This is a genomic window from Krasilnikoviella flava (genome assembly GCF_900167525.1).
GTDB classification, from domain to species: Bacteria; Actinomycetota; Actinomycetes; order Actinomycetales; family Cellulomonadaceae; genus Isoptericola; species Isoptericola flavus.
In genome coordinates, this window is record NZ_FUZQ01000002.1 from 201,740 (window position 1) to 222,051 (window position 20,312).

The following is a 20,312-nucleotide window of genomic DNA, read 5'->3' on the forward strand; positions in this document are numbered from 1 at the left end:
ACCCTGAGAAGTGAGGCGACCCTCACCGGCTCGCAGGAGAATCCTCCTAGAATCGAACGCCACGCATCCCCGATCCGGAAGGCGTACCCCGCAGTGAGCAGCATCCGACCTCTGCGCGTCGCTATCGTCGGCGCAGGCCCCGCCGGCATCTACGCCGCGGACATCCTGTCGAAGACCGACCTCGACGTGAGCATCGACCTCTTCGAGCGCCTGCCCGCCCCGTTCGGCCTCGTGCGCTACGGCGTCGCCCCGGACCACCCGCGCATCAAGCAGATCATCACCGCGCTGCACCGCGTGCTGAGCCGCGGCGACGTCCGCCTGCTGGGCAACGTGGACTACGGCGTCGACCTCAAGCTCGACGACCTGCGCCAGTTCTACGATGCCGTGATCTTCTCGACGGGCGCGATCAAGGACCACGACCTGCCGCTGCCGGGCATCGACCTCGAGGGCTCGTACGGCGCCGCCGACTTCGTGTCCTGGTACGACGGTCACCCCGACGTGCCGCGCACCTGGCCGCTGGAGGCCAAGGAGGTCGCCGTGCTGGGCGCGGGGAACGTCGCGCTCGACGTCGCCCGCATCCTCGCCAAGCACGCGGACGACCTGCTGCCCACCGAGATCCCGGCGAACGTGTACGACATCCTCAAGACGTCGCCGGTCACCGACGTGCACGTCTTCGCCCGCCGCGGCCCGGCGCAGGTGAAGTTCTCCCCGCTGGAGCTGCGTGAGCTCGGCCACGTGCCGGACGTCGACATCGTCGTCTACCCCGAGGACTACGACTTCGACGAGGGCTCGATGGCGGCCGTCGAGTCGTCCAACCAGACCAAGCAGGTCGTCAAGACCCTCACGGACTGGACGCTCGTCGACCCGGCCACGCAGAAGGCCTCGCGCCGCCTGCACCTGCACTTCCTGCACGCCCCCGCCGAGCTCGTCGGCGAGGACGGCAAGGTCGTCGCGCTGCGCACCGAGCGCACCGCGCTGCAGGGTGACGGCACGGTCAAGGGCACCGGCGAGATCCACGACTGGCCCGTCCAGGCCGTCTACCGCGCCGTGGGCTACTTCGGCTCTGCGCTGCCGGAGATCCCGTTCGACGAGCTCAAGGGCGTCATCTCCAACCGCGAGGGCCGCGTCGTCGACCTCGACGGCGCGCACCTGCCCGGCGTCTACGCCACCGGCTGGATCAAGCGCGGCCCCGTGGGTCTCATCGGCCACACCAAGTCCGACGCGTCCGAGACGATCCGCCACCTGGTGGAGGACGTCACAGGCGTCGGTGACGGCGGCGACGTCGCCGCCGGCGAGCTGTCCGGCGGCCGCACCGCGACGCAGGCGGACCCGCAGGCCGTGCTCGACTTCCTCGCCGACCGCGGCGTGGACGTCGTCGAGTGGGACGACTTCGTCCTCCTCGACGAGCACGAGAAGTCGCTCGGCGAGCCGCACGGCCGCCAGCGCATCAAGGTCGTCCCGCGCGACGAGATGCTCGACATCGCCAAGGGGCGCGGCTCCGCCGGCTGAGTCCGGTAGGACCCTTCGTCGCTCGAGCCTGTCGGGACCGTCCACCGGTCTCGACGGGCTCGAGGCACGAGGGGCGGGAACCGCCGGGGCCCTCGGTGCGTTCCCCCCGTGGGATCCTGCCGGTGCGCCGCACAGGCAGGGCGCACGGAAGGAGACGGCAGGACACATGGGCCATCAGCACTTCAACGGTCTCAAGACGGCGGCGCTCTTCGGCGTCATGTGGGCCGTGGTCCTCGGTCTGTGGGCGCTGTTCTTCCGCGGCAGCGCGGGCATGCTCGTCCTCTTCGTGGGGATCGGCCTGGTCACGACGTTCATCGGCTACTGGAACTCGGACAAGATCGCGATCCGCGCGATGCACGCCTACCCGGTCACGGAGCTCGAGGCGCCGGAGATGTACCGCATCGTGCGGGAGCTCTCGACGGAGGCCCGCCAGCCCATGCCGCGCCTCTTCATCTCGCCCACCCAGGCGCCGAACGCCTTCGCGACGGGGCGCAACCCCAAGAACGCGGCGGTGTGCTGCACCGAGGGCATCCTGCGTCTGCTCGACGAGCGCGAGCTGCGCGGCGTGCTCGGCCACGAGCTCATGCACGTCTACAACCGCGACATCCTCACGTCGTCGGTCGCGTCCGCGATGGCGGGCGTCATCACCTCGCTGGCGCAGTTCCTGCTGATCTTCGGCGGGGGCGACCGGCGCGAGGGCGGCAACCCCCTCGCCGCGCTGGCGATGGCGATCCTCGCGCCGTTCGCGGCGATGATGATCCAGATGGCGATCTCCCGTACCCGTGAGTACGACGCGGACGAGGACGGCGCCAAGCTCACCGGCGACCCCATGGCCCTCGCCTCCGCGCTGCGCAAGCTGGAGTCGGGCACGGCGAAGGCGCCGCTGCCGCAGACCCGAGAGCTGCAGAACGTCTCCCATCTCATGCTCGCCAACCCGTTCCGCGGCGCCGGCATGGCGAAGATGTTCTCCACGCACCCGCCGATGGCGGACCGCATCGCCCGCCTGGAGAAGATGGCCGGGGGCACCGGCTTCGGCCCCGGGGGAATCACCCGCTACTGAGGCGTCGTCGACGGCCCGTTCGGGCGGCGGGTCGCCGGGGCGTCTGCCAGGCTGACCAGCGATGTCCCCGTCGAAGCCCGACCCGGTGCCGGACGCCGGGCCCACCGCCGAACGTCCGCCGGACCGCCCGCCCGCCCCGGACGCCGGCAAGGCGCGCCTGCGGCGCTGGCAGGCGCGCACGGAGCGGCCGCTGACGGCGCTGGGGCTGCTCTTCCTCGTCGCCTACGGGGTGCCCATCGCCTGGCCGGGCGTGTCGGCCGACGTCCGCACCGTGTGCAGCGTCGTCCTCGCGCTGACCTGGATCCTGTTCGTCGTCGACTACGTGGTCCGCGTGCGCCTGGCGCCGCACGCCTGGGTGTACGTGCGAGGGCACCCGCTCGAGCTGGCGGTCGTCGTGCTCCCGGTGCTGCGCCCGCTGCTCCTCATCTCGGTGGTGATGCGGCTCAACCGGGCCAACGCGGTGCGGCTGCGGGGCAAGGTGGTGCGGTTCGCTGCGGCGGGCACCGGGCTCATGGTGCTCGTCGGCGCGCTGACGGTGACGCAGGCCGAGCGCGGGGTGCCCGGAGCCAGCATCGTCAATCTCGGGGACGGGTTCTGGTGGGCGATGGTCACGGTCACGACCGTCGGCTACGGCGACATGGTGCCCGTGTCCCCGACGGGCCGCGTCATCGCCGTCTGCCTGATGGTCGGCGGCATCGCGCTGCTGGGCGTCGTGACGGCGACCCTGTCGTCGTGGCTCGTCGAGCGGGTCACGAGGCCGCCGGTGGGCGACGAGGCGGAGGCTCCCGCGGGGTACGAGGGGGACGCCGCGCCCGTGGGGCTGGTCAGCCCGGCGCAGGTGGCCATGCTCGTGGCGGAGGTGCAGGAGCTGCGGGCGGAGATCGTCGCGGAGCGGCGACGCGCGGAGGGTCAGCGGGAGAGCGGAGCCGAGGGGGTGTGACCGTCGCTCGGCGCCGCGGCGTCGAGGACCGCCTCGAGCGCCGCGGCCACGCCGTCGTCGTCGTTGCCGGGGACGACCGCGTCCGCGCAGGCGAGGACGTCCGGGTGCGCGTTGGCGACGGCGTGCCCGCGGCCGGCCCAGCGCAGCATGGGCAGGTCGTTGGGCATGTCGCCGAAGGCCCACACGTCGCGGGCCTCGACGCCCAGCCGGTCGCACCACCGGGCAAGGGCGACGTCCTTCGTCACGCCGGGCGGCAGCAGCTCGGCCAGCCCGGCCGCTCCGGAGTAGTGCAGCTCGGCCCGGCCGTCGACGACGCCGCGCACGCGCTCGAAGAACTCCTCCTGCGCGGCGTCGTGGACGTCGCCGCGCTGGACGACGCCGAACCCCTGGGCGGGCGTGCCGGGGCGCACCACGAGGAGCTTGGCGACGGGGTCGCCCGCCCGGAGGGCCCCCTCCACGGGCGCGCCGCGCAGCCGCCGGTCGAGGTGGGGCTCGCCGTCGGGGAACCACGGGTCGAAGGCGGGCCCGTCGGCGGTCTCGACCGCGAGGCCTGCACCCGGCACCGCCGCGCGCAGGTCGGCGACCAGGGAGCGCACGACGCCGTCGTCGAACCCGCACATCTCGAGCGCCGCGCCGCTGCCCAGGTCCCACACCGCGGCGCCGCCGAGGCAGATGACCCGCCCGTGCCCGCCCACGAGGTCGGCGAGGGCGTGCAGCCAGCGCGGGGGCCGCGCCGTCACGAAGACGACCTCGGTGCCCGCCGCCTCGGTCGCGGCGAGGGCGCGCCGTGTCCGGTCCGAGACGGACCCGTCGGAGCGCAGCAGCGTGCCGTCCAGGTCGGTCGCGACCAGGCGGGGCAGCGGGCGGGCGCCGGTCACCGGTAGTTGACGAACTGGACCGCGAAGTCGAGGTCCGCGCCCTTGAGGAGGGCGATCACGGCCTGGAGGTCGTCGCGCGACTTGCTGGTGACGCGGACCTCGTCGCCCGTGATCTGGGTCTTGACGCCCTTGGGGCCCTCCTCGCGGATCGCCTTGGTGACCTTCTTGGCGTTCTCGCCCGCCAGGCCCTCCTTGAGGGACCCGGCGAGGCGGTAGACCTTGCCGGAGGACTGGGGCTCGTTCTCGCCCGTGTCGAAGGACTTGAGCGACACGCCCCGCTTGACGAGCTTCGTCTGGAAGACGTCGAGGACGGCGAGCACGCGCTCCGCGGAGTTCGCCTCGAAGACGATCGTGTCCTGACCGCTCCAGGCGACAGAGGCGCCGACGCCCTTGAAGTCGTACCGCTGGGAGATCTCCTTGCCGGCCTGGTTGAGGGCGTTGTCCACCTCCTGGCGGTCCACCTTGCTGACGATGTCGAACGACGAGTCGGCCACGACTGCTCCTTGCTGCTCTGGACTTGCTCAGATCGGCGTCCGATCCGTGCCCGGACGTATCAGACGGGTGGGGTTCACCCACTACCGTAGTGCGGCGATGCATGGGGAGGCCTACCCATCGAGACGACCGGTGCTGTGTCGGGCGTCTTCGGTATGGTTCGCCGAGGAATGCTTCGAGCCGGTTCCCAGTCACCTTCCCCGGATGGGTCAGACCGGTCCTCAACCCGCGCCGCGACGATGGCGCGCGGGCTGTCGTACCAGACGCTGTCACATCTGCCCGGAAGTCGGAGAGGAACCGCATGAGCTTCGTCTCACGCGTCGTGGAGAACCGCCGGTCGATCGCGTCGGCCGGTGTCGTCGCACTCTTCGGGGCAGGCCTGACCGGCTTCGCGCTCTGGTACGACGGCGAGGCGACGGTCGACGTCGACCTCAACGACTCCGGCGTGTGGGTCACGAACGCCGCGGCGGGCGAGGTCGGCCGGTTCAACCATCAGGCCCAGGCCCTCGACGGCACGCTCCTCGCCAACGCGACGGGTTTCGACGTCCAGCAGGACGCGCAGCGGGTGCTCATGTCGAGCTCGGGGGACTCGTCGGCCAGCCCCATCGACCCGGCGCAGCTCGCGCTGACCAGCACGATGAAGCTGCCCGGCGGCGCGCAGGTCGCCTCGGGCGGCGCCACCACCGCGATCTACGACGGCGAGTCGGGCACCGTGTGGGTGCTGCCCTTCGACGGCGCCGCGTCGTTCGACCCCGAGGAGTCGGAGCCCGCGCTCGAGAAGGTGGGCAAGGACGCCCGGATCGAGGTGAGCCGGGGCGGCACCGTGGTCGTGGCCTCGGCGGCGGACCAGAAGCTCTGGACGATCCCGACGGGCACGCGCGGCACCGCCGGGTCTCCCGAGGAGGAGCGGCTCTCGGTGCAGAGCGGCGCGGACGTCCAGGTGACCACCGTGGGTGAGGAGCCCGTGGTGCTGGACCGCTCGACCGGCAAGCTCGTGCTCCCCGGCGGTGACGCGGTGGAGATCGACGGCGGCGCGGAGGCACAGCTGCAGCAGCCGTCGGCCGACTCCGACGTCGTCGTGCTCGCCACGTCGCGCGGGCTGGTCTCCCAGCCCCTGGGTGGCGGGTCGCCGACGAAGCGGACCGCGAACGGCACGCCGGCGCAGCCCGTGCAGCTGGGGGCGTGCGTGTACGGCGCGTGGTCCGTCTCGGGCCAGGTGGTGCGCGACTGCCCGGGCACGGACGACGACCAGGACGTCGTGCTGGAGGGCCTCTCCGCCGACAGCAGCCTCGTGTACCGCGTGAACCGCGACGTCATCGTGCTCAACGACGTCGCGCGCGGCGGGCTGTGGATGGCCGCGGACGAGTTCCAGAAGGTCGACGACTGGGACCTGACCATCCCCGAGAACGCGGAGGGCGAGAAGACCGAGTCCGAGGAGACGACGCCGGAGCAGGTCGACCAGTTCGTGGCCGACCGCACGAAGAAGAACCGGCCGCCGCAGGCGAAGGACGACACGTTCGGCGTCCGGCCCGGCCGCACCACCGTGCTCAACGTGCTGGGCAACGACGTCGACCCGGACGGCGACGTCATGACCGCCACCGTCGACGGCGAGCCGACGGGCGACGTCGACGTCGAACGGGTCCTGGACGGCGCGGCGCTGCAGGCCGACGTGCCGGCGGACGCCACCGGCAGCACGACCCTCACCTACCAGGTCGACGACGGCCGCGACGGCACGGACACCGCGAAGGTGACGCTCAAGGTGGTGCCGGAGTCCGAGAACGACGCCCCCGTCCAGACGGGGGAGCCCGTGCTGCGCGTCGGCCAGGACGGCACCGGGAGCGTCAAGGTGCTGCCGTACTTCAAGGACCCGGACGGCGACGACCTGTTCCTCTCGCACGCCAGCACCGCGGACCCGAAGGACGAGGTGCGCTCGCGCCCGGACGGCACCGTCGAGTTCCGCGACGGTGGTTCGGCCACCGGCCGCAAGATCGTCGACATCACGGTCTCCGACTCCCGCGGCGAGCCGGTCGAGGGCACCCTGATCGTCCAGGTCGTGGCGACCAACGAGCCGCCGGTCGCGGTGCAGGATCACGTCACGGTGCTCGCCGGCCAGCCGGTCACGGTGCGGCCGCTGGAGAACGACACCGACCCCAACGGCGACACGCTGCGCCTGGTGCACGTGGCGGAGAAGAAGGGCCTCAAGATCACGAACAACCTCAACGCCGGGATGTTCACCGTCCAGGGCCACGAGCCCGGCTCCTTCGACATCACCTACCAGGTGAGCGACGGCCCCAACGCGACCATCGGACTCGTCCGGGTCGACGTGGTCGCGCCGCCGGAGGACGAGGCGCCGCCGGTGGTGGTCTCCGACCAGGTGCTGCTGCCGTCGGACGGCTCGGCCCTGCTCGACGTGCTGGCGAACGACTCCGACCCGGCGGGCGGCGTCCTCGTGGTGCAGTCGGTCACCGTGCCGGACGACTCGCCCGTGGACGTGGCGGTGCTCAACCACGACGTCCTCAAGGTCACGGAGAAGCGACGCCTCAACGAGCCCGTGACCTTCGACTACACGGTCGCGAACGGCACCGGCTCCGCCACCGGCCAGGTGCGCGTCGTCCCGATCCCCGCCCCCGACACCCTGCGGCCCCCGGAGGCCGGCGCCGACAAGGCGATCGTGCACACCGGCGACGTCGTGACGATCCCCGTGCTGAACAACGACACCCACCCCGACGGCCTCGACATCGACCTCAACGACGAGCTGCAGGAGGAGCCCGAGGCGGAGCTCGGCGAGGCGTTCGTCTCGGAGGACGTGGTCCGTTTCAAGGCCGGCGCCGAGGCGGGCACCGCGCACCTCGTCTACGAGGTGCGCGACAGCAACGGGCAGAAGGACTCCGCGCAGGTCACCATCACGATCAAGGACGACGAGGAGAACACCGCCCCCCAGGTGCCGGACACCGAGAGCCGGGTGCTCAGCGGCAAGACCGTGCGCATCCCGCTCGAGCTCGACGGCACGGACCCCGACGGCGACCAGGTGACGCTGAGCTCGATCGCGGCCGCCCCGGAGCAGGGCACCGCGACGATCGTGGACGGCTTCGTCGACTACACGGCGGCCGAGGGTGCGGCGGGCTTCGACTCGTTCACCTATCAGGTCACCGACACCCGGGGCGCGGTGGGTCAGGGCGTGGTGCGCGTGGGCATCGCCGCGCCGCCGGAGACCAACCAGCCGCCGCAGGCCGTCGACGACGAGACCACGGTGCGGCCGGGCCGCACGGTGGCCGTGCGGGCGCTGGAGAACGACAACGACCCCGACGGCGACGAGATCGGCCTCGTCAAGGACGGCTTCGACGGTATGGCGGACGGCCTGAAGCCGAAGGCCGTGAAGGACGACGTCGTCCTCGAGGCGCCCGCCGAGGAGGGCGCGACGTCCTTCTACTACACGGTCCAGGACGCCTTCAAGGCGCGCTCCACCGGGTCGATCACCGTGAACGTGGATGCCGACGCGCCGCTGCTCAAGCCGGTCGCGAAGGACGACGTGGTCACCGCCGAGCAGGTGCGCGACTCGTCCACGGTGACGGTGGACGTGCTCGCCAACGACGTCGACCCGGACGGCGTGGGCACCGACCTCGAGGTGTCGGTGGACCCGCCCACCGACGGGGCGACCGTCCGCGAGGACGGGCAGGTGCAGGTCACGCTGGCGCCGCAGGCGCAGGTGATCACCTACACCGTGACGGACGTTGACGGGCTGGAGGCGAAGGCGTTCGTGCGCGTGCCGGGCGACCAGTCGCGGCCGTACGTGAAGCCCGGGTCCACCCCGCTGCAGGCGGTCAGCGGCGAGCCGCTGACCGTCGAGCTGGCCGAGCTCGTCGTGGTCCGGGACGGTCGTGAGCCCCGGATCACGGAGGAGTCGACGGTCGAGGCGACCGAGGGCGCCGCGGTCGTGCAGGACGCGGACACGATCGAGTACACGTCGAGCGAGGACTTCGCCGGGTCGGCCTCGGTGAGCTTCGAGGTGACCGACGGCGCCGGGCCCGACGACGAGGACGGCAACAAGGCGGTGCTGACGCTACCGATCGACGTCGTGCCGTCGACGAACCAGCCGCCGAAGGTGGTCGGTTCGCCGACGCTCGAGGTGGCGGCGGGCGAGGACAACACGGTCGACCTGTCCCGGTACGTCAAGGACCCGGACAAGGACGCGCTGACGTTCGACGTCGAGGGTGCCAAGGGCATCTCGACGTCCGTGTCGGGCGGCACCGTGACCGCGCAGGTCGAGCCGTCGGTGCCGAAGGGCACCCGCCAGGACGTCGCGTTCAGCGTCTCGGACGGCAAGAACCCGCCGGTCAGCGGCAACCTCGAGCTCACGGTCGTGGGCTCCACCCGGCCGCTCGTGCAGACGACGCCCGACAAGGTGCCGGACGCGCACCAGGGCCAGCCGGTGACGATCCCGGTGCTCGAGAACGACACCAACCCCTTCCCGGGCGAGGACCTGACGGTGGTGGGCGCGTTCGGTGAGACCGGTGCCGGCCAGGTGTCGTACGACGAGCAGAACGTGGTCATCACGCCGGACGAGACCTTCCACGGCGTGCTCAGCGCCCGCTACGCGGTGCAGGACGCGACCGAGGACCCGGACCGCCAGGTCGAGGGCACCGTGACCGTGACGGTGCTCGGCCGGCCGGAGCCTCCGCGCGCCCCGAAGGTCGAGGAGGTCCGCTCCGGCACCGTGGTGCTGAGCTGGGAGCAGCCGAACAACAACGGCGCCGACATCACCGGCTACACGCTGCACGCCAGCGACGGCAAGACCAAGGACTGCACCACCACCACCTGCACCTTCGACGGCCTGACGAACGACGTGGAGTACACGTTCACCGTGACGGCCGCCAACGAGGTGGGCGACTCCGACGAGTCCGCGGCGTCCCAGAGCGCGCGGCCCGACGAGAAGCCGGACCCGCCCGCGGCGCCGAAGCTCGAGTTCGGCGACGAGCAGCTCACGGTGACGTGGACCAACAAGACGTACACCGACCGGTCCCCGATCGAGTGCGTCAACCTGGAGATCAGCCCGGCGCCGGCCGACGGCAAGATCCAGAAGCAGTGCGTCGAGGGTTCGTCGACCGTCTGGGACGGGCTGACCAACGGGACGGCGTACACGGTGCGCCTGCAGGCGGAGAACCAGGCGCCGGACCCGTCGGAGTGGGGCGACCCGTCGGCCCCGGAGACCCCGGCCGGGCCGCCGGCCGCGCCCGCCGCGCCGTCCGCGAGCCGCGTCGACACCGCCGTGGGCGGCCAGACGACGGTGACCTGGGAGCAGCCGGACACCAACGGCGCGCCGATCGAGATGTACTACCTCGATGTCTACGAGGACGGGTCGAAGGTGCGGACCATCGAGGTCGGCACGTCGCGGTCGCAGACCGTGCAGGACCTCAAGACGACCGCCACCTACACGTTCACGGTGCGGGCCGAGAACAAGGCGGCGACCTCCGAGGCCAGCCCCGCGTCGAACGCCGTCGTGCCCTACGGCACGCCGACGGTGCCTGGCAACGTCCGGGCCGCGCTCGGCTCCAGGACGAGCGGTCAGGCGGACGTGACCTGGAGCGCGGCCTCCGAGTTCCGCGGGCCGAAGCCGTACTACCAGGTGCGTGCCAACGGCTCCGGGGCGCGCAACGTCGGCAACGTGACGTCGTACACGTACACGGGACTGTCGAACGGCACGGCGTACACCTTCGACGTGCGCGCCTGCAACGAGTACACCTGCTCCGACTGGTCGGGGAGGTCGGGTTCCGTGACGCCGTACACGACCCCGGGCGCCCCGCGCGTGAGCTGGAACGGCACCACCAACGGCGCCGGCCGGGTGGACGACGGCTCGTTCTCCATCAACGCCCCGAGCAGCAACGGCGGACGCGCGGTCGACAAGATCGAGTACAAGGTCAGCGGCAGCGCGTCGGACAGCGGCACCAAGACGTCGTGGCCGGCGTCCGTCGGGGTCCCGACCGGATACAGCAAGAGCTACACGCTGCAGGCCCGAGCCCACAACGAGGGCGGTTGGGGGGCCTGGGCGTCGGTCACCGGCAAGACGGACGCACCGCCGCAGCCGAAGGCGACGGTGTCGAAGGGCAACCGCACCGGGGTCATCCCGGACGGCTGCTCGTCCGGCAACTGCAACTACTTCAAGGTCTCGGCCAAGGACTTCGACGGCACGTCCCACCGCGTCGAGTGCTGGTCGGGCAACAACCCGGACTCGAACGCGGGCTGGCACAACATCCGCATGACGGGCAGCAAGGTCTGGACGACCCCGGGCGGCCCCGGCTACGACGTGAAGCTCGGTGCCGACACCACCCTCCAGCTCGACTGCTTCTACGGCTACGACGGCACCCAGGTCGCCGTGGTGATCGACGGCAAGCGATATGCCGCGACCACCTGGTGACCCTGTCCAGCCGGACCACGACCCCCCGAGACAACGAGCACGAAGGAACACCGAGATGACGATGACCCCCGAGCAGGCCGCCTGGTTCGCCCAGACGTTCGAGCGCCTCGTCGGCAACGTGGGGCAGGCTGTCCTGGGCAAGGCGCCGGTGGTGCGCCTCGCGCTCACCTGCATGCTGGCCGAGGGGCACCTCCTGCTGGAGGACGCCCCGGGCACGGGCAAGACGGCGATGGCGCGCGCCATCGCGGCCTCCGTGCAGGGCTCGCACAACCGCATCCAGTTCACGCCGGACCTGCTGCCGTCCGACGTCACGGGCGTGACGATCTACGACCAGCGCACGCACGAGTTCGAGTTCCGCAAGGGCCCGATCTTCGCCTCCATCGTGCTGGCCGACGAGATCAACCGTGCCTCGCCGAAGACGCAGTCCGCGCTGCTGGAGGTCATGGAGGAGAGCCGCGTCACCGTGGACGGCGTCACGCACGACGTGGGCCGCCCGTTCATGGTCATCGCGACGCAGAACCCGATCGAGCAGGCCGGCACGTACCGCCTGCCCGAGGCGCAGCTCGACCGCTTCCTCATGAAGACGTCGGTGGGCTACCCGGACCACGCGTCCACGGTGGAGATCCTGACCGGCGCGTCCGTGCGCGACCGCAGCCAGGCGCTGCAGCCGATCATCACGACGCAGGCGGTCACGGAGATGGCGACGCTCGGTGCCGCCGTCCACACGGACTCCGCGGTGCTCGAGTACGTGAGCCGTCTCGCCGAGGAGACCCGCAACGCCCCCGAGGCCCGGATCGGCGTGTCCGTCCGAGGCGCGCTCGCCCTGGTGCGGTGCTGCAAGGTGTGGGCGGCCGCGCACGGGCGCAACTACGTGCTGCCCGACGACGTCAAGCAGCTCGCGCAGCCCGTCTGGGCGCACCGATTCGTGCTCGACCCGGAGGCCGAGTTCACCGGCGCCCGGGCCGAGGTCGTGCTCGCGCGGATCCTCGCCGACGTCGCCGCGCCGCAGGAGCGCGCCGCGGTATGACCTCGACATCGACCTCGGCGTCCCCGGCCGGCCGCACGGCCGGGCGGGACACCGTCGGAAACACGCTGGGACGCTGGTGGGTGCGGGCGTCCCGGGCCGTCGCCGCACGCTGGGCCACGGTCGTGCGCGCGTGCGCCCCCGTGACGCAGGCGTTCTCGACCTTCGGCGTGGCCGTGCTGGTCGTGTGCGTGGGGGCGTGGGTGGCCGGGCTCGTCCTGGGCTGGCTCGAGGTGCTCGTGGGCGCGGTCGTGCTCACGGTCGCGCTCCTCGCGGCGATCGGGTTCGTGCTGGGGCGCCTGCGGTACGAGGTCTCCCTCACGCTCACCCAGTCGCGCGTGACCGTGGGTGACCCGGCCGTGGGCCGGCTCGACGTCCGCAACTCCGCGTCGCGGCCGATCCTGCCGTCGGTGATGGAGCTGCCCGTGGGGCGTGGCACCGCCGCGTTCCCGGTGCCGCGGCTGCGCGGCGGCGGGACGCACGAGGAGATCTTCCGGATCCCGACCCGGCGCCGCGGCGTCATCACGGTCGGCCCCGTGAAGTCCGTGCGCGCCGACCCGATCGGGCTGCTGCGCCGCGAGGTGACGTGGACGGACGAGCAGGAGCTGTTCGTGCACCCGCAGGTGCAGAACCTGGCGGGGGCGTCCACCGGCTACCTGCGCGACCTCGAGGGCCGCGCCACCAGGGACATCACCGACTCCGACGTGTCGTTCCACGCCCTGCGCGAGTACGTGGCGGGAGACGACCTGCGGCACATCCACTGGAAGACCACGGCCCGGACGGGCACGCTCATGGTGCGCCAGTTCGAGGAGACGCGGCGCTCGCACCTCGCGGTGCTGCTCTCCACCCGCGCCGAGGACTACGCGAACGACGACGAGTTCGAGCTCGCCGTCTCGGTGTGCGGGTCGCTCGGCCTGCAGGCCATCAAGGAGGACCGCGGGGTCACGGTGCTGGTGCAGTCCGGCAGCCTGCGCGGCGACCACCACACCCGCCTGCTCGACGACCTGTCGCGCGTGGAGCTGGAGCCGTCGCGCCGCGCGCTGGTCGACCTCGCCCGCGCGGCGGGGAACACCGCCGCCGACGCGTCGGTGATCGCGTTCGTGCTCGGCAGCCGCGTGACCCCGACCGAGCTGCGCTCGGCCTCCGCCCGCCTGCCCGTGGGGGTGAACGTCATGGCGATCCAGTGCGTGCCGGGCGCGAACCTGGCGCGGCACAACATCGCCGAGGTCGGCGTCCTGACCCTCGGACGGCTGGGCGACCTGCCGATCGCGCTGAAGAAGATGAGCGAGTCATGAACGACGAGACCACACGTGGCGGGCGCCGGGCCTGGTCGGGGGAGGGCGCGAGCGACGACGCGCTGCGCACCGGCACCGGCCTCGGTCGCGGCACGACGCGCCGCAAGGAGGCGTCGCGTCCCCGCGCGACGTCGCGGCTCGCCCTGGTCGACCTGGCGGCGCTCGTCGTGCTGCTCGCGGCCGTCGCGGTCGGCTTCGGCCCCGTCTGGGGGTCGGCCGGCTACGTGCTGCCTGCCGCCGGGGGCGCCGTCGTCGGCCTGGGCGTCGCCTGGCTCGGCGCGTGGCGCCGGTTCCCGGCCGTGCTGGTGCTGGCGGTCGCCGTGGTCGCGTACCTGCTGTTCGGCGCGGTCCTCGCGCTGCCGCAGGACGCGATCGGCGGCGTCCTGCCGAGCCTGCAGACCCTTCACGACCTGCTGATCGGCGCGGTCGAGGGCTGGAAGCAGTTCATCACCACGGTGCCGCCCATGAGCTCGTTCCCCGAGCTCGCGGTCGTGCCGTACCTGCTGATGCTGCTCGTGGCGCTCACCGCCGGCACGATCGCCTGGCGCGCCCGGCACGCGGTGTGGGCGCTGGTCCCCGTGCTGGTCGGGTTCGTCGGCGTCATCCTGCTGGGCACGCTCGACGCGGCGCTGCCGGTCGCCCAGGGCATCACGATCGCCCTCGTCGGCCTGCTGTGGGGCGGCGTGCGGGCGATGGAGGCGCGGGTCGGGACCCACTCGATCAGCACCGAGCAGAGCGAGGAGGCCACCCGTCGGCTGCGCTGGTACCGGGTGCGCACGGGCGCCGTGATCCTCGGGGTCGCGGCGTTGACCGCGGCCTTCGTGGCGCCGGCGATCATGCCGTCCCAGCCACGGTCCGTGCTGCGCGAGACGATCGTGCCGCCGCTCGACCTGCACCGGTACGCGAGCCCGCTCGTCGGGTTCCGCCACATCGTGAAGGAGCAGCGGGAGGACGAGCTGTTCACGGTGAGCGACCTGCCCGAGGACGGCCGCGTGCGGCTGGCCGCGCTCGACCGCTACGACGGGGTGGTCTACGACGCCTCCGGGACCGGTGGCGACACCGGCGTGTACAGCCGGGTCGGCTCGACCATCGCGACCGCCGCGGAGGGCACGCCGCAGCAGGTGGACGTCACCGTGACGGGCTACGACGGCGTGTGGGTGCCGCAGTTCGGGGCGCTCACGGGCATCACCTGGACGGACGAGAACGCGCGGGCGCAGGACGAGGGCTCGTACTACAACTCGACCACGGGCACCGTCCTCACGACGGCGGGTGTGCGCCCCGGCGACACCTACAGCCTCGACACGATCGTCACGGAGGAGCCGTCGGAGGACGACCTCAAGAAGGCGACGATCGTGGGCGCGGACCTGCCGGAGACGGACCAGTCGGCGCTGCCGCCGGGGCTGCCGGCGAAGGCGGTGCAGTTCGCCGGGGAGGAGACCGACCCGGCCACCAAGCTGTTCCTCATCCGCGACGCCCTCGCGGCGTCGGGCGTCCTGTCCAGCGGGCTCGAGGGCCAGTACCCGTCGCGGCCGGGCCACTCCGCGGAGCGGGTCGACACGCTGGTGCAGCAGGAGAAGATGGTCGGCGACGACGAGCAGTTCGCCGTCGCGCTCGCCCTCATGGCGCGGCAGGCCGGCATCCCGGCGCGCGTCGTCATGGGCTTCTACCCCGGCAAGGACAGCAACTACACGGCCGGCGAGCCGTGGACGGTGCTGGGCAGCGACGTGCATGCCTGGGTCGAGGTGCCGACCTCGGAGTACGGGTGGGCCGCGATCGAGGCCGTGCCCGAGCAGAAGCCGCAGATCCAGCCGGAGCCCAAGTCCGAGCAGGTGCCGAAGCCGCCGGTGCTCCAGGAGCCGGAGCCGCCGGAGGAGCCCGAGCGGGTCGAGGCCGGCACGGTCGAGGACGACGAGGAGGAGGCCGAGAACGACGCCTTCGACTGGCGCCTCGTGGGCCTGGTCGTGCTGATCGTGGGCATCCCGCTGCTGCTGATCGGCGGCCCGATCGTCGCGATCCTGGCGTACAAGGCGCGACGCCGGACCAAGCGGCGCACGGCCGAGGACGTCACCGCCCGCATCAGCGGCGGCTGGCGCGAGGTGGTCGACGTGGCCACCGACCTGGGCAGCACCGTGCCCGCGTCGGCGACGCGGCGGGAGGGCGCGTACGTGATCGCCGAGCAGTACCGGGCGCCCGGTACGCTCGCACTCGCCCACCGCGCGGACGCAGGCGTCTTCGGGGAGGGCGAGCCCAGTGCCACGGAGGCGGAGGACTTCTGGCGCGAGGTGGACGAGCTCGTCGCGGGGGTGCGGTCCGGTGTCGATCGGCGCCGCCGGGTCTTCGCGGCGCTGTCCCTGCGGTCCCTGCGTGCGCGTGCGACGTGGCGGCCCGGGCGGGCGCTCGGCCGGTTCGCGCGGGACGTCGGCGGAAAGGTCGCCGGGGTCGGATCGAGGATCGTCTCCAGGAACGTCTCCAGGAACAAGGAGAAGAGATGAGTGACGTGCTGTGCGCCGGCTGCGGGTCCACGCAGCGGGCGGGCGCGCCGTTCTGCGCCGTGTGCGGGCGGGCGTTCCCGCGCACGGGCAGGCCGGTCGAGACGCCGGCGGGCCCGCCCCAGGGCGCGCTGCAGCGCGCGCACGACGGCGCGGGCAGCGTCGCCGGCCCGCCCGGGCAGGTGTCCCTGGTGCACACCGGCACCACGGAGCCCGAGATGATGACGGCCACCCAGGTGCCTGCCTACCAGCGCCCGGCGGCGCCCGAGGTGGAGGTCGCGCCCGTGTACGCGCACGTCGGCCGGCGCATCGTGGCGTTCCTGCTCGACGGCGTCGTGGCGGGGGTGCTCTTCGGGATCGTGTACGGCATCGGCTTCTCCACGGTCGACCTGCCCTCGTCCGGCGTCATCACGGCGGGCGACCCGCAGTTCGCGCCCCTGGTGGCACAGATCCTCACGGTCGCGGGCCTGGCCTCCGCGGCGGCGGGGCTCTACTGGCTGGCCATGCTGATCTGGGAGGGCCGCACCGGCAAGACCCTCGGCAACCTGATCATGGGCATCCGCACGCAGCGCGCCGACGGCGGCGGCATGCCGATCGGCGTGGGCCGCGCCTTCCTGCGCTACCTGGTCGTGGCGGCCTGCGGGCTGGTGCCGTTCTTCGGCACGCTCCTCGTGCAGCTCAGCCCTCTGTGGGACGGCGGCGGCCGCAAGCAGGGCTGGCAAGACAAGGCCGGGAAGGCCGTCGTCGTGGACCGGCGCGCGATGCAGCGCGCCGCGGCGCCCAGGACGGCGAGCTTCGCGCCTGCCAGCGGCGGCCCGGCGGCCAGGCCGGCCGCCCCGGCCGCGCAGCAGCCGGTGGCCCAGCCGGTCACGCAGCAGCCGGTGGTCCAGCCGGTCGCGCAGCAGCCCGTGAGCCAGCCCGTCGTGCAGCAGCCGGTGGTGCAGCAGCCGGGACAGTCGCCGGCGAGCCCTCCGCCGGGCGTGCACGACCCGTACGCCGCCCCCGCCTACCAGCAGCCGGCGTCGGCGGTCGGGCCCGGGAGCCTCATCACCGGCGTCCCCGGTGCCGGGGCCCCGCAGCCGCAGCAGGTGGCCCCGCAGCCGCAGCAGGTGGCGCCGCCGCAGCAGCCGGCGCCCGCGCAGCCGGTGGCGCACCAGGCGCCCGAGGCGCCCGTCTCGGAGGTGGAGGAGCACACGAGCTTCGAGACGCGCATGCAGTCGCGCGCCCAGCGCCAGGAGCTGCGCCCGGCGCCGGTCGTGGCGGTCGAGCTCGAGCTGGAGTCGGGCGACCGGCACGTCGTGGACGGCCCGGCGCGGATCGGCCGCAACCCGGAGGCGTCGGCCGGCGAGCCGGTGATCCTGGTCCGCGTCGACGACCCGACGCGGTCGGTGTCGAAGAACCACGCGGACCTGGACGTGGACTCGGCGGGCCTGTGGCTCAACGACCGCGGCTCCACCAACGGCACGGTGATCTCTGTGGCCGGGCTGCCGCCGCGCGTGGCGGAGCCCGGGGCGCGCGTGCGTGTGCCGGTGGGCGCCACGATCCACGTGGGCGACCGCCGCATCGTCGTCCACCCGGGGGGCCGCGCATGACGGTCGACACGCTGGCCCTGTCCTGGGGGAGCTCCTCCCACGTCGGGCGCCGGCGCAAGGTCAACGAGGACGGCTACCTCGCCGGCGGCGGGGTGTTCCTCGTGGCGGACGGCATGGGCGGCCACGACGCGGGCGAGGTCGCCAGCGCCGTGGCGCTGGACACGCTCGGTGAGCTGCGGGACCAGCGGGGCGTGGACGCCGACAGGGTCGCCGAGCTGGTCGCCGTCGCGCAGTCGCGCGTGCGCGCGATCGACACCGGCCCGTCCGGGCGGGGCGCGGGCACCACGCTGACCGGGGCGCTCGTCTCCGAGCAGGACGACGTGCCGTACTGGCTGTTCGTGAACGTCGGGGACTCCCGCACCTACCTCATGTCGGGCGGCGTCCTGGACCAGGTCAGCGTCGACCACTCCGAGGTCCAGGAGCTGGTCGACGCGGGCATGCTCACGGCGCAGGAGGCACGGCGGCACCCGCGCCGGAACGTCGTGACCCGGGCGCTCGGGGCGGACTCCGCCCCGGCGCCCGACTTCCGCTACGTCCCGGTCGCCGCCGGCGACCGGGTGCTGGTGTGCTCGGACGGGCTGACCGTCGAGCTCACCGACGCGCGCATCGCCCAGGTGCTGCTGGAGCACCCCGACCCGCAGCGGGCGGCGGGCAGGCTCGTGGAGGAGGCGGTCGCGGCCGGGGGCCGCGACAACATCACGGTCGTCGTGGTCGACGTGACGAACGTCGAGGACTGCACCGACGAGACGGCGACCAGCCCGCGCAGCGGGCACGTGCTGGACGACGAGGACACCATCCCGACGCCGGACGGCGCCTGGGGGAGGGCCTCGATGACCGGGGGGCAGGAGGTCGAAGCATGATGACGGTGCGATATGTCGAGGGCGCGGCGCAGGCGGTGGTCCGTGGGGACACGGTGGTGCTGCTGCCGACGCCGGTGGACGCGGAGGTCGTGGCGCGGCTCTGGGACGCGCTCGAGGCGCCCGAGCAGGGCGGCGTCGTGTCGGTCGTGGGGGCGCTGACGGAGGCGGCCGGCAGCCTGACGGCGGTGCCGCCGTTCGCGGTCGTGACGCTGGACGCGCGCGAGCGCGAGGCGCGCGTCGCGGTGCGCGGCACGGCGGCCGCGGTGACGGTGCGCGCCGCCGCGGGGGACCTCGAGGTCTCGGGGGCGGGCGTGCTGATGTGGGCGGAGCGCGTGGTCACCGACGTGACCGCCGTGGAGCTGGCCGTGACCGACGCGCCCGCGGGCGCGACGTCGTGGCCCGTGCAGGGCGGGGTGGTCCGCGCCGCCGTGCTGCGCCGGTCCCTGGACGGGAGTGACGCCGAGGCATGGTCCGCCGCTGCCGCCCCGGCCGCTGAGGCACTGACGGGAGCCGCGCCGGTCGCGCCGGCGCCTGCGCCCTGGGGATCGGCGTCCACCGCGGACCCGGACGCATGGCCCGTGCCGGGCCAGGCGCGGCCCGCGACGCCGCCGCCCCCGCCCGCCCCGGTCGTGGACGCCGTGCCGTCGCAGGAGACGCTCATCGGCGGGGCGGACGGTGAGCCGCTCCTGGCGGTGCCGCTCGCGACGATCGCGGCACCGTTCGCGGACGACGCGTCGGAGCCCGCGGAGGGGGACGCGCACGACGACGCGCCCGCCGTGCCCGACGACGCGGTGGAGGCTCCCACCGCACCGGGTGACGACTACGACCACCTCTTCGGCGACACCGTCTACCGAAGCGTCGAGGACGCCGCCGTGCGCCTCGCCGAGGACGACGAGGAGGGCGAGGAACCCCCGGCCGAGGCACCCGAGGTGACGCCCGCGTCCTCCGAGGCCGAGGCCTCGCCCGCCGTGGAGCCCGACGAGCCGCCGGCCCCGCCCGCGCCGCCCGGGGACGGGCTCATCGCGAGCGTCCCCCTGGGTGGCTTGGCGCCGAAGGGTCCGACCCCGTCGCCGGGCGCCGCCCTGCGTGCTGCCGCCGTGTCGCCGTCCGACGCGGCCTCCGACCCCGCCCGCGGCGGCGGGGCGGTCCCGCCCGCGCCGACGGGCCCGGTCGACGACCACGACGGGAACACGATCATGTCCTCCGACCTCGCGGCGCTGCGCGAGGCGGCCGGCGCGGCCGTGCCGCAGTTCGGCACGCCCCCCGCGCCGGGAGCCCGCGAGGTCCTGGCGCTGGCCTGCCCGCAGGGCCACCCGAACCCGCCGACGCGGCGGCAGTGCCGCACGTGCGGCACCCCCCTGGACGGGGAGTCCGCGCTCGCCCCGCGGCCGCCGCTGGGCCGGGTCCGGGTCGCGTCCAGCGAGCCCGGAGGCCACGACGACCAGGTGGTCGAGCTGGACCGCGACGTCGTCGTCGGCCGCCGGCCGCGCTCGAGCACGACGTCGGCGGACCGCATGCCGCGGATGGTCGCGGTGGCCAGCCCGCAGAAGGACATCTCCCGCTCGCACGTCCAGGTGACGCTCGAGGAGTGGCACGTCCTGGTGGAGGACCTGGCCACGACCAACGGCACCGTCCTGCTGCGGGCCGGGCAGAAGCCGCGCCGCCTGCACCCGAACCAGAAGGAGATCGTGGTGGACGGCGACGTGGTGGAGCTCGGCGACGGGGTGTCGCTCACGTTCGAAGGGATCTGGTGACGCACGG

The 20,312-nt window shown here is 73.3% G+C and carries 12 protein-coding genes; 10 read left to right on the forward strand and 2 right to left on the reverse strand.

Features of this window, described 5'->3' with window-relative positions; genetic code table 11:
* Nucleotides 1-93: 93 nt before the first annotated feature.
* The 3 genes from B5Y66_RS05540 to B5Y66_RS05550 all read left to right on the forward strand — a co-directional run bounded on the left by B5Y66_RS05540 (nucleotide 94) and on the right by B5Y66_RS05550 (nucleotide 3,509).
* Nucleotides 94-1,509: an FAD-dependent oxidoreductase gene (locus B5Y66_RS05540; RefSeq protein WP_079572275.1), complete on the forward strand. Its 1,416-nt coding sequence runs from the start codon at nucleotides 94-96 to the stop codon at nucleotides 1,507-1,509.
* Nucleotides 1,510-1,675: 166 nt separating this feature from the next.
* A complete protein-coding gene (gene htpX / locus B5Y66_RS05545) occupies nucleotides 1,676-2,569 on the forward strand; it encodes a zinc metalloprotease HtpX (RefSeq protein ID WP_079572278.1) in 894 nt (297 codons plus the stop codon).
* Nucleotides 2,570-2,630: 61 nt separating this feature from the next.
* On the forward strand, nucleotides 2,631-3,509 hold the full coding sequence (locus B5Y66_RS05550) for a potassium channel family protein (protein ID WP_079572280.1): 879 nt from the start codon (nucleotides 2,631-2,633) through the stop codon (nucleotides 3,507-3,509).
* Here the strand turns inward: B5Y66_RS05550 and B5Y66_RS05555 are convergent.
* Together B5Y66_RS05555 and B5Y66_RS05560 are read right to left on the reverse strand one after the other, a co-directional pair.
* On the reverse strand, nucleotides 3,479-4,387 hold the full coding sequence (locus B5Y66_RS05555; RefSeq protein ID WP_079572284.1) for an HAD family hydrolase: 909 nt from the start codon (nucleotides 4,385-4,387) through the stop codon (nucleotides 3,479-3,481). The two genes, B5Y66_RS05550 and B5Y66_RS05555, sit on opposite strands and share 31 nt — an antisense overlap.
* Entirely contained in the window at nucleotides 4,384-4,881 is a 498-nt protein-coding gene (locus B5Y66_RS05560) for a YajQ family cyclic di-GMP-binding protein (RefSeq protein ID WP_079572286.1), read from the reverse strand. The genes B5Y66_RS05555 and B5Y66_RS05560 overlap by 4 nt, the downstream gene beginning before the upstream one ends.
* A gap of 299 nt (nucleotides 4,882-5,180) precedes the next feature.
* Between B5Y66_RS05560 and B5Y66_RS05565 the strand changes: the two genes are divergently transcribed.
* Genes B5Y66_RS05565 through B5Y66_RS05600 form a run of 7 tightly spaced genes read left to right on the forward strand, consistent with a single transcriptional unit; the run spans nucleotide 5,181 to nucleotide 20,305 of the window.
* Nucleotides 5,181-11,291: an Ig-like domain-containing protein gene (locus B5Y66_RS05565; RefSeq protein ID WP_079572289.1), complete on the forward strand. Its 6,111-nt coding sequence runs from the start codon at nucleotides 5,181-5,183 to the stop codon at nucleotides 11,289-11,291.
* Nucleotides 11,292-11,346: 55 nt separating this feature from the next.
* Complete coding sequence (locus B5Y66_RS05570) at nucleotides 11,347-12,318, forward strand: AAA family ATPase (RefSeq protein WP_079572291.1); 972 nt, start codon at nucleotides 11,347-11,349, stop codon at nucleotides 12,316-12,318.
* A complete protein-coding gene (locus tag B5Y66_RS05575; RefSeq protein WP_079572294.1) occupies nucleotides 12,315-13,610 on the forward strand; it encodes a DUF58 domain-containing protein in 1,296 nt (431 codons plus the stop codon). The genes B5Y66_RS05570 and B5Y66_RS05575 overlap by 4 nt, the downstream gene beginning before the upstream one ends.
* On the forward strand, nucleotides 13,607-16,102 hold the full coding sequence (locus B5Y66_RS05580; protein ID WP_079572297.1) for a DUF3488 and transglutaminase-like domain-containing protein: 2,496 nt from the start codon (nucleotides 13,607-13,609) through the stop codon (nucleotides 16,100-16,102). Before B5Y66_RS05575 ends, B5Y66_RS05580 begins: the two co-directional genes overlap by 4 nt.
* Complete coding sequence (locus B5Y66_RS05585) at nucleotides 16,099-17,691, forward strand: RDD family protein (protein ID WP_079572299.1); 1,593 nt, start codon at nucleotides 16,099-16,101, stop codon at nucleotides 17,689-17,691. Before B5Y66_RS05580 ends, B5Y66_RS05585 begins: the two co-directional genes overlap by 4 nt.
* A complete protein-coding gene (locus B5Y66_RS05590) occupies nucleotides 17,688-18,551 on the forward strand; it encodes a PP2C family protein-serine/threonine phosphatase (protein WP_079572301.1) in 864 nt (287 codons plus the stop codon). Before B5Y66_RS05585 ends, B5Y66_RS05590 begins: the two co-directional genes overlap by 4 nt.
* Nucleotides 18,548-20,305, forward strand: coding sequence for an FHA domain-containing protein (locus B5Y66_RS05600; RefSeq protein ID WP_139820748.1), 1,758 nt, complete (start codon nucleotides 18,548-18,550; stop codon nucleotides 20,303-20,305). Before B5Y66_RS05590 ends, B5Y66_RS05600 begins: the two co-directional genes overlap by 4 nt.
* The last annotated feature ends 7 nt before the right edge of the window (nucleotides 20,306-20,312 follow it).

Coding starts and splice junctions, on each gene's coding strand:
- htpX (WP_079572278.1), top strand. CDS start 1,676: ATGGGCCATCAGCACTTCAACGGTCTCAAGACGGCGGCGCTCTTCGGC.
- B5Y66_RS05550 (WP_079572280.1), top strand. CDS start 2,631: ATGTCCCCGTCGAAGCCCGACCCGGTGCCGGACGCCGGGCCCACCGCC.
- B5Y66_RS05565 (WP_079572289.1), top strand. CDS start 5,181: ATGAGCTTCGTCTCACGCGTCGTGGAGAACCGCCGGTCGATCGCGTCG.
- B5Y66_RS05570 (WP_079572291.1), top strand. CDS start 11,347: ATGACGATGACCCCCGAGCAGGCCGCCTGGTTCGCCCAGACGTTCGAG.
- B5Y66_RS05575 (WP_079572294.1), top strand. CDS start 12,315: ATGACCTCGACATCGACCTCGGCGTCCCCGGCCGGCCGCACGGCCGGG.
- B5Y66_RS05580 (WP_079572297.1), top strand. CDS start 13,607: ATGAACGACGAGACCACACGTGGCGGGCGCCGGGCCTGGTCGGGGGAG.
- B5Y66_RS05585 (WP_079572299.1), top strand. CDS start 16,099: ATGAGTGACGTGCTGTGCGCCGGCTGCGGGTCCACGCAGCGGGCGGGC.
- B5Y66_RS05590 (WP_079572301.1), top strand. CDS start 17,688: ATGACGGTCGACACGCTGGCCCTGTCCTGGGGGAGCTCCTCCCACGTC.
- B5Y66_RS05600 (WP_139820748.1), top strand. CDS start 18,548: ATGATGACGGTGCGATATGTCGAGGGCGCGGCGCAGGCGGTGGTCCGT.